This is a genomic window from Loktanella sp. IMCC34160 (genome assembly GCF_004145845.1).
Lineage (GTDB): Bacteria > Pseudomonadota > Alphaproteobacteria > Rhodobacterales > Rhodobacteraceae > SELP01.
The window spans coordinates 779,279-787,991 of sequence record NZ_SELP01000002.1 but is presented as its reverse complement, the minus strand read 5'-3'; the positions used below and the strand labels follow the sequence as shown (position 1 = coordinate 787,991).

Here is an 8,713-nt window from a genome sequence, read left to right as displayed (position 1 = left end):
CCGCATGCCAGATCATAGTCGAGCTGCAGTGTGCTGAGGCGTCTAACAGCTCCATGGAGACCACACGTGTGTGCAACCTGGCCTGCCAGTCGGCGGCGCCATGAAAGATCGCCCTGATGTCGACTGCGCCAAACAACCTCGCCTCGGCGAAGATGTCGTCGAACAACTCCGCCCCGGAGAGGTCTGCCCCCTGCAACTCCGCCCCGAAGAGGATTGCCCCCTGCAACTTCGCCCCGGAGAGGTTTGCCCCCTGCAACACCGCCCTGGAGAGGTCTGCCCCCTTCAACTCCGCCCCGAAGAGGATTGCCCCCTGCAACTCCGCCCTGGAGAGGTCTGCCCCCTGCAACTCCGCCCCGAAGAGGATTGCCCCCTGCAACTTGGCCCTGGAGAGGATTGCCCCCTGCAACTCCGCCCCGGAGAGGTCTGCCCCCTTCAACTCCGCCCCGAAGAGGATTGCCCCCTGCAACTCCGCCCTGGAGAGGTCTGCCCCCTGCAACTTCGCCTCGGAGAGGTCTGCCCCCTGCAACTTCGCCTCGGAGAGGTTTGCAGAGTCGAAATCGAACGATCGGAGATCCATCCGTTGCAGATTGGCGTCCCGTAGGTCTATCTTTGGCTTGTCGTCATCTTCCGCGATTAGTCGCCTTAATTTGCCAAGGGTTTGCACCGCCTTTTCCATGTCAGACCGTGCGACCTCAAGTTTAATCGCCCACGCGTACAGTTCATCCGGGCTTACGCCTTTGGGCGGTGTCTTGGCCCGCAACTCCGGTTCCTTGGACAATTCCCGCACATAGACCGACAGCATGGAGGCGATGCGGTGCACTTCCTTGGGGTTGTCCTTTACTGCTTCCTCGGCCAGTCCCAACAGGCGGTCGATGGCGGCGTTGCGTTTTACGACATCGTCTTGCCAAGCGTTGAAATGCTCTTCGTCATCGTTCGTCCATGTCACCTGTCGCTGCGAATAGAGGTCTTGGACGGCCGCGTTGATCTTTTCGTTGAACAGGCTCTTTGCCGCGTGATCGACGGTTTTCTGCGCGACCATGGTCCGCCAGATCAGGAACGGCGCGCCCAGCAGCGCTGCAACCAGCGTACCGACCCCAAGGTTCGGCCCGGTTGCATCCTCTCCGAAGACCGAGGTGATCGCATAAATGGCGACGGCAAAGGCGGCGACGTAGGCCAGGAAGAACAGCAAAGTCAGCGACAAACCAACCAAACCACCGAGCAGCCTTGCTCGCTTCCAGTTCGGTCGTGACGTGAAGCCAAGCCACGTCAGCAGGGTTGGTTCTTCTCCGTCTTTTTTGTCACCTGTTGTCAACGCCGAACCCCTTACCCCTTCCGGTTGTCAAATTCCTGCACATATCCCGCAGGCCCGCAAGGCTGGGCTGTTTGGAGGGGGCTGTTCGGGACCGTGGCCATCGTGTCGCAGTTGGGGTTTTGCTGCGTTGCGGGCTGTCAATTCCGCGCCAGGTGGTTCACAGTTTCGGTGTTGGTTGGCGAGTTTTGTTTTCAAAGAACTTATTTCCAGGGGAAGAAAATGTCGAAAATCCTGAAGGCCATGGCGTTCGCTGTTGCGGTGTCGGCTGGCGGCGCGGGTGCCGCCCAGGCGGAAGAGGGGCTGTATTACGGTGCGGCCCTGGGCTTGGCAAAGTCCGAAAGTGAGAGTGCCGGGATCGGCATGACCGAAGGCAATGACATGACCTTTGGCGTCGTGCTTGGCTACCGGATGGAATATGCCAGTGGCACCTCCGTCGCGATCGAAGGAACCTATGATGGAACCTCTCGCAACCTGATGACCTCGGTCGGCGTGCCCACGGACGCCTGCACGGACTGGTCGCCGGATTGGTGCGAAGTGCATACCATCGCCCGTATCCGCGGCGTCTACGGAACGACCCTGTCGAACGGGATCGAAGTTCTGTCGATGGCCGGGATCGCCTCGGTCGCCGGCCTTGCCGAAGACGGACCGGGGAACTACGTCGATACCACCGCCACGGGCTTTACCCTTGGGGTCGGCGGGCAAAAGCCGGTTGGAAACGGAATGCTTCGCGTCGAACTGGTCTATGACCGCTTCGAGGGCAGCGAACCGGGCGACTATGAAAAGAACCTCGACATCCTTTCGCTGCGGACCGTGTTCACGTTCTGACGCCAGCGATATGAGTCTGATCTGGGGGCGGCCTGACCGCCCCCTTTTCATTTTCACGCGGGTCCGGGATGGGATAAACGGCCGCGTCCGTGGCTTCTGCCCTTTCACTTTTCCGCAGGCTGGTTATATGCACCGGGATCGCACCTGACGCGGCAGGAATGCGGCCCCCGCGTGGTTGCCATTCCCCTGTCCCCGCCGTAACGTGCGCCGACTTTGGCGAAGGGCCCCTTCGCCGGACCAAGAAAAGGGAAAAACGCCGCCATGCAGGGCATTGAATCCATCATTCCGCTGATCCTCGTCTTCGGGATCATGTACTTCCTCCTGATCCGTCCGCAGCAGAAAAAGCTGAAGGACCACCAGCAAATGGTCGCGGCCCTGCGCCGGGGCGATCAGATCGTCACCCAGGGCGGTGTCATCGGCAAGGTGACCAAGGTCAAGGATGGCGAAAACGAGGTCGAGGTCGAGATCGCGCAGGGCGTCAGCGTCCGCGTCGTCCGGGGCACCATCGCCCAGGTCCTGAACAAGACCGAACCGGCCAAGGGCTGATCCGACACTAACCCGTCCGGGGGCATCCATGCTGCAGTTTTCCAAGTTCAAGCAGGCCGTGATCGTGCTGGTCTGCGCCGCGGGCATCCTGTTTTCCGCGCCGAACCTGTTCTACGAACGGGTCGAACGCGCCAGTGACGCGCGCGTCTTGATCGACGCGGGCTTCACCAACGCGGATATGGAGGCCGAGGCCGCGCTTTGGCCGTCGTTCCTGCCTGATGGGTTGGTGAACCTTGGTCTGGACCTGCGGGGCGGTGCGCATCTGCTGGCCGAGGTGCAGGTCTCGGACGTCTATGCCTCGATGTTGGAAAACCTGTGGCCCGAGGTGCGCGATGCGCTGGCCGCGGAACGCAACACAGTGGGCTTTGTCACCCGTGACGTGGAAAGCCCGAAAGACCTGCTGGTCGTTCGGATTTCGGAACAGGATGGCGCGGCCCGCGCGCTTGAGATCGTGCGCGGAATGGCCCAGCCGGTCGTGTCGCTGACCGGGGCGGGGGCGTCGAACATCGTCGTGTCCATTGACGGGCCGGTCCTGACCATCCGCCTGTCCGAGGCCGAAATGGCCGCCACCGCCGACCGCACCGTCGATCAGGCGCTGGAGATCATCCGCCGCCGGATCGACGCCGCAGGCACCCGCGAACCCGCGATCCAGCGGCAGGGCGCGGACCGTATTCTGATCCAGGTGCCCGGCGCGAAATCCGCGCAGGAGCTGAAAGAATGGATAGGCGCTACCGCACAGCTGACCTTCCAGCCGGTTGTCCGTCGGACCACGGATGAGAACACCATCACCTCCTCTGATGAAGAACTGCTGCCCTCGATCGACGAGGAAGGGGTGTTCTACGTGCTTGAACGCACCCCCGTCGTGACGGGCGAGGAATTGACCGACGCGCAACCGTCGTTCGACCAGAACGGTCGGCCCTCGGTCAACTTCCGCTTCGACGGCACCGGCGCGCGCAAATTCGGGGATTACACGGCCGAAAACGTCGGCGCCCCCTTCGCCATCGTGCTGGATGACGAGGTGATCAGCGCACCCCGCATCAACGAGCCGATCCGGGGCGGGTCCGGCCAGATCACCGGGAATTTCACGGTCGAGGAGTCGACCAACCTTGCGGTGCTTCTGCGGGCGGGCGCCCTGCCGGCGGAATTGGTGTTCCTTGAAGAACGGACCATCGGACCGGAACTGGGTGCCGACAGCGTGGCGGCGGGCAAGATCGCCGCCATCGTCGGCATGGCGGCGGTGATCCTGTTCATGGCGCTGTCCTACGGGCTGTTCGGCTGGTTCGCCAACCTTGCACTGATGATCAACGTGGCGCTGCTGTTCGGGGCGCTGTCGATCCTGGGCGCAACCCTGACCCTGCCGGGGATCGCGGGGATCGTATTGACCATCGGGATGGCGGTGGACGCCAACGTTCTGGTCTATGAACGCATCCGCGAAGAATTGCGCACAGCCCGGGGCCCGGCGCGGGCCATTGAACTTGGCTATGAACGGGCGCTGTCCGCCATTCTGGACGCCAACATCACCACCTTCATCACGGCGGCGATCCTTTGGGTCGTGGGGTCCGGCCCGGTGCGTGGCTTTGCCACCACGCTGGGTCTGGGCATTCTCACCTCGGTCTTTTCGGCGATCTTCGTGACCCGCCTGCTGATCGTCTGGTGGTTCCAGCGCCGCCGTCCCAAGAAAATCGAGGTCTGATCCCATGCGTCTGCGTCTGGTTCCCGAACATACCAACTTCGATTTCTTCAAGGTCGCCAAGCCGACCTTTGGGGCATCCGTCCTTGCGATGGTCCTGTCGGTCGCGCTGTTCTTCAGCATGGGCCTGAACTACGGCATCGACTTTCTGGGCGGCACCACGATCCGCACCCAGTCCACGCAGGCCGTCGACACCGGCGCCTATCGCGCCGCGATCGAGCCGCTGGGTCTGGGCGACGTGTCGATCACCGAGGTGTTCGATCCGACCTTCGATGAAGACCAGCATGTGGCGATGATCCGCATTCAGGCGCAGGAAGGCGATGAAAGCGTCGCCGCCGACACCATCGAGGCGGTCGAGGCGGCGCTTCAGACGGTGGACCCGTCGATCACCTTCCCGTCGGTTGAAAGCGTCGGTCCGAAAGTGTCCGGAGAGCTGATCCAAAAGGCGATCATGGCGGTCAGTGCCGCCCTTATCGCGATCCTGTTCTATATCTGGCTACGGTTTGAATGGCAGTTCGCGGTCGGCGCCGTGGCCGCGCTGTTTCATGACGTGATCCTGACCATCGGCATTTTCGCGGCCTTCCAGATCCGGTTCGATCTTGCGATTATCGCGGCGCTTCTGACCATCGTCGGCTATTCGATCAACGATACCGTGGTGGTCTTCGACCGGGTGCGCGAAAACCTGATCAAGTACAAGGTCAAGCCGTTGCGCGAGGTTCTGAACCTGTCGGCCAACGAAACGCTGGCCCGGACCTTGATGACCTCCGGCACCACCCTGATCGCGCTGATCGCGCTTCTGGTGCTGGGTGGCGACGTGATCCGTGGCTTTGTCTTTGCCATCACCTGGGGCATCGTGGTCGGCACCTATTCGTCGATCTACGTTGCCAAGAACATCGTGCTGATGCTGGGCGTCAAACGCGACTGGTCCAAGGACAAGAAGCCGACGGGCAACCAGTTCATGGATATCGACGCCTGATCGCGGGCAGGGGGCAGGGCAATGCGGCTGAACGAGGTTGTCTATACCGATGCGGTTCCGGTCGAAGGCTACGGCCCCGGCTTCTTCCGTCTGGGTGGGCAGGTCTATGAAGGGCCGATCCTTGTTCTTCCCAACGGCATCGCCCCCTGGAACGGGTTCGAGGATGCCGCAGCCCTGATCGCGGCCAAAGATATCGTCGACGTGATTTTTGTCGGCACCGGGGCCGATATGGCCTATCTACCGAAGGGCTTTCAGGCCGAACTGGATGCGGCGGACGTTGCCATCGAACCCATGGCCAGCCCGGCCGCCTGCCGCACCTACAACGTGCTTTTGTCCGAAGGGCGCCGCGTCGGATTGGCGCTGATCCCGGTCTGATGTTTCCGGGGCCGCGCGCATGGGGTATGCCCAGACCATGACACGCCTGACCGTCACCGACCTGTCCTGTGCCCGTGGCGGTATCCCCGTTCTGGACCGGGTCAGTTTTGCGGTGGACGCCGGTCAGGCGCTTGTCCTGCGCGGGCCGAACGGGATCGGCAAGACAACCCTTCTGCGCACGCTGGCCGGGCTGCAACCGGCACTGGCGGGCACCGTCGACCTACCCGAGGAAGAGGCCGCTTATGCCAGCCACGCCGACGGGATCAAGGCAACGCTGACGGTCGAGGAGAATCTGGCCTTCTGGGCGCAGCTGTATGGCAGCGCCGTCCCGGAATCGGTCTATGACGCCTTCGATCTGACCACCCTGCGCCTGCGAGCCGCCGGAACCCTGTCCGCCGGGCAGAAACGGCGGCTGGGGCTGGCGCGGCTGGGGGTGATCGGGCGCAAGGTTCTGTTTCTGGACGAACCGACGGTATCGCTCGATACGCGGTCTGTCGGGCTTTTTGCAGACTACCTGCGGGATACCCATCTGGCGGCGGGCGGCATCGCCGTGATCGCCACGCATATCGACCTTGGGCTGGACGCGCCGGTGCTGGATCTGACCCCGTTCAAGGCCTCTGCCACCATGGCCGGCGCCAGCGACGAGGCGTTCCTGTGATCGCGCTTCTGATCCGGGATTTGCGGCTGGCGGTGCGGGCCGGGGGCGGGTTTGGCCTTGGGCTGGCCTTCTTTCTGATCGTGGTGGTTCTGGTGCCCTTCGGGGTGGGACCAGAGCGGGAGATCCTGACCCGGATCGCGCCGGGCATCCTTTGGGTCGCTGCACTTCTCGCGGCGCTTCTGTCGCTGGACCGGATTTTCGCGCTGGACCACGAAGACGGGTCGCTTGCGCTGCTGGCGACCTCACCGCTGCCGCTGGAAGGGGCCGCGCTGATGAAGGCGCTGGCCCATTGGCTGACCACCGGCTTGCCGCTGACACTCGCCGCCCCGGCGCTTGGCTTCCTGCTGCACCTCGCGCCCGAGGCCTATGGCTACCTCTTCCTCTCGCTCGCGCTTGGCACGCCCGCGCTGTCGATGATCGGCACGTTCGGCGCGGCCTTGACCGTTGGGATCAAACGGGGCGGGCTTCTGATGTCGCTTTTGGTGCTGCCGCTTTACGTCCCGACCCTGATCTTCGGGGCAGAGGCCGTTCGTCGCGGGGCAGAGGGCTTGGCAACCGCCGTGCCTTTGACCATGTTGGCGGGGATCACGGCGGGGGCCTTCGCGCTTTTGCCTTTTGCAAGTGCGGCGGCCCTTCGGGTCAACCTGCGCTAAACCTGTCGAGGGCTGTATGTCGATCTGGGAATATGCGAACCCGAAGAAATTCATGGCGACGACAACGCCAGTTATCCCATGGGTGTCCTGGGCATCCTTCGGGCTGATCCTTGTCGGGCTTGGTTGGGGGTTGTTCCTGACACCCGCCGCCGAGAATTTCGAGCATTCGGTGAAGATCCTCTTCGTCCATGTGCCTTCGGTCCTGATGGCGATCAACGCCTGGTTCATGATGCTTGTCACCTCGCTGATCTGGCTGGTGCGGCGGCACCATGTTTCGGCACTGGCCGCACGGGCGGCGGCACCCATTGGCGCGGTGATGACCCTGATCGGGCTGGCCACCGGGGCAATCTGGGGGCAACCCACATGGGGAACCTGGTGGGCATGGGAGCCGCGGCTGACCTCATTCCTGATCCTGTTCCTGTTCTACCTCGGTTACATCGCGCTCTGGTCCGCGATCGAGGATCAGGACACCGCCGCCGACCTCACCTCGGTCCTGTGCATCGTCGGGTCGGTCTTCGCGGTTCTGTCCCGCTACGCCGCGATCTTCTGGGGGCAGGGGCTGCACCAGTCGGCCACCTTCTCGGCCGACAAGGAAACCAATATCGACCCGTCCTTCTGGTGGCCGGCGGTCCTGTCGATGGGCGGCTTCGTTCTGTTTTTCATCGCGCTCGTACTGATCCGGACCAATGCGCTGATCCGGCTGCGGCGGGCGATGGCGCTGGAAGCGCGGGCAAACCGGGGGGCATCGTGATGCTGGATTTCGGGAAACACACTTTTCACGTCTGGGCCTCTTACGGGGTGACGGTGGGGCTGTTGCTGGCGCTGATCGTGGCCAGCCTTGTGCAGGCGCGCGCCGCCAAGGCGCGGCTCGACCGGGCGGAGAAGACCGATGGCTAAGGTCTCGCCGCTCGTCCTTTTGCCCCCCATCATTTTCGCCGCCGTGGCCGGACTTGCCATCGGCGGGCTTTATTGGGGAAACGAAGAAGACCTGCCCTCGGCCCTGATCGGGCAGGAGGCCCCCGCTGTCGCGCCCGAGGGGCTGCCGGGCAAACCGCTCCTGACTGATGCGGACCTGCGCGGGGGGGATCTGACGCTGGTGAACTTCTGGGCCAGTTGGTGCGGTCCCTGCCGGGCCGAGCACCCGACGCTGGAGGCACTGGAGGCCGAGGGCTTTCGCATCGCCGGCATCAATTTCGCCGACCAGCAGGGCAATGCGATGACCTATCTGGCGGAAGAAGGCGACCCGTTCTTCGCCCACGGCTTCGACCCCCGGCGGCGGACCTCGATTGACTGGGGGGTCACCGCCCCGCCCGAAACCTTCATCGTCGATGGCGACGGAACGATCCTTTACCGCTTTCAGGGCGCGCTTGTCGGGGACGACTACGAACAGCGGTTCCGCCCAGAACTGGAGAAGGCGTTGAGCGGCAACTAGGGGTGGTGGGTCAAGACCCACCCTACCCGGGGGCGCTTCGCCCCCCGGACCCCCAAAGGATATATAGAACCCAAAGAAGAATGGACGCCGTGTCTGGTCCCTTCTTTGGGTTAATAAATATCCCGGGGTGAATGGCTCGGTAGGGCCAGAGGGGCAGAGCCCCTCAAACGTAAGGTGGGTTTTAACCCACCGCCCCCCAAACGAAAAAGGCCGCCCATGGGGCGGCCTTTTCCTGTTCTGTCCCGG

General features: G+C 63.2%; 11 protein-coding genes. 10 read left to right on the top strand and 1 reads right to left on the bottom strand.

Going from position 1 to position 8,713, the window contains the following annotated elements; all coding sequences use genetic code 11:
* Positions 1-1,201 (bottom strand): pentapeptide repeat-containing protein (locus EU803_RS08170; protein WP_242494312.1); only part of this gene is annotated, 1,201 nt, incomplete at its 3' end.
* Positions 1,202-1,531: 330 nt separating this feature from the next.
* Between EU803_RS08170 and EU803_RS08165 the strand changes: the two genes are divergently transcribed.
* The 10 genes from EU803_RS08165 to EU803_RS08120 all read left to right on the top strand — a co-directional run bounded on the left by EU803_RS08165 (position 1,532) and on the right by EU803_RS08120 (position 8,467).
* Positions 1,532-2,137 (top strand): outer membrane beta-barrel protein, encoded by a 606-nt coding sequence (locus EU803_RS08165; protein ID WP_129681546.1) that lies wholly within the window; start codon positions 1,532-1,534, stop codon positions 2,135-2,137.
* A 261-nt stretch (positions 2,138-2,398) separates the two neighbouring features.
* Positions 2,399-2,683 carry a preprotein translocase subunit YajC gene (gene yajC / locus EU803_RS08160; RefSeq protein WP_129681544.1) on the top strand — a complete coding sequence of 95 codons (285 nt, stop codon included), beginning with the start codon at positions 2,399-2,401 and terminating at the stop codon, positions 2,681-2,683.
* A gap of 28 nt (positions 2,684-2,711) precedes the next feature.
* On the top strand, positions 2,712-4,376 hold the full coding sequence (gene secD, locus EU803_RS08155; RefSeq protein WP_129681542.1) for a protein translocase subunit SecD: 1,665 nt from the start codon (positions 2,712-2,714) through the stop codon (positions 4,374-4,376).
* A gap of 4 nt (positions 4,377-4,380) precedes the next feature.
* A complete protein-coding gene (gene secF / locus EU803_RS08150; protein ID WP_129681540.1) occupies positions 4,381-5,349 on the top strand; it encodes a protein translocase subunit SecF in 969 nt (322 codons plus the stop codon).
* 21 nt (positions 5,350-5,370) lie between these two features.
* Positions 5,371-5,724, top strand: coding sequence for an Mth938-like domain-containing protein (locus EU803_RS08145; RefSeq protein ID WP_129681539.1), 354 nt, complete (start codon positions 5,371-5,373; stop codon positions 5,722-5,724).
* 37 nt (positions 5,725-5,761) lie between these two features.
* Positions 5,762-6,382, top strand: a complete 621-nt coding sequence (gene ccmA / locus EU803_RS08140; RefSeq protein WP_129681537.1) for a heme ABC exporter ATP-binding protein CcmA — start codon at positions 5,762-5,764, stop codon at positions 6,380-6,382.
* Positions 6,379-7,035: a heme exporter protein CcmB gene (gene ccmB, locus EU803_RS08135; RefSeq protein WP_129681535.1), complete on the top strand. Its 657-nt coding sequence runs from the start codon at positions 6,379-6,381 to the stop codon at positions 7,033-7,035. Before ccmA ends, ccmB begins: the two co-directional genes overlap by 4 nt.
* Before the next feature lie 16 nt (positions 7,036-7,051).
* Positions 7,052-7,786, top strand: a complete 735-nt coding sequence (ccmC, locus tag EU803_RS08130; RefSeq protein ID WP_129681533.1) for a heme ABC transporter permease CcmC — start codon at positions 7,052-7,054, stop codon at positions 7,784-7,786.
* Complete coding sequence (gene ccmD, locus EU803_RS08125) at positions 7,786-7,932, top strand: heme exporter protein CcmD (RefSeq protein ID WP_129681530.1); 147 nt, start codon at positions 7,786-7,788, stop codon at positions 7,930-7,932. Before ccmC ends, ccmD begins: the two co-directional genes overlap by 1 nt.
* Positions 7,925-8,467: a DsbE family thiol:disulfide interchange protein gene (locus EU803_RS08120; RefSeq protein ID WP_129681528.1), complete on the top strand. Its 543-nt coding sequence runs from the start codon at positions 7,925-7,927 to the stop codon at positions 8,465-8,467. The genes ccmD and EU803_RS08120 overlap by 8 nt, the downstream gene beginning before the upstream one ends.
* Positions 8,468-8,713: the final 246 nt, after the last annotated feature.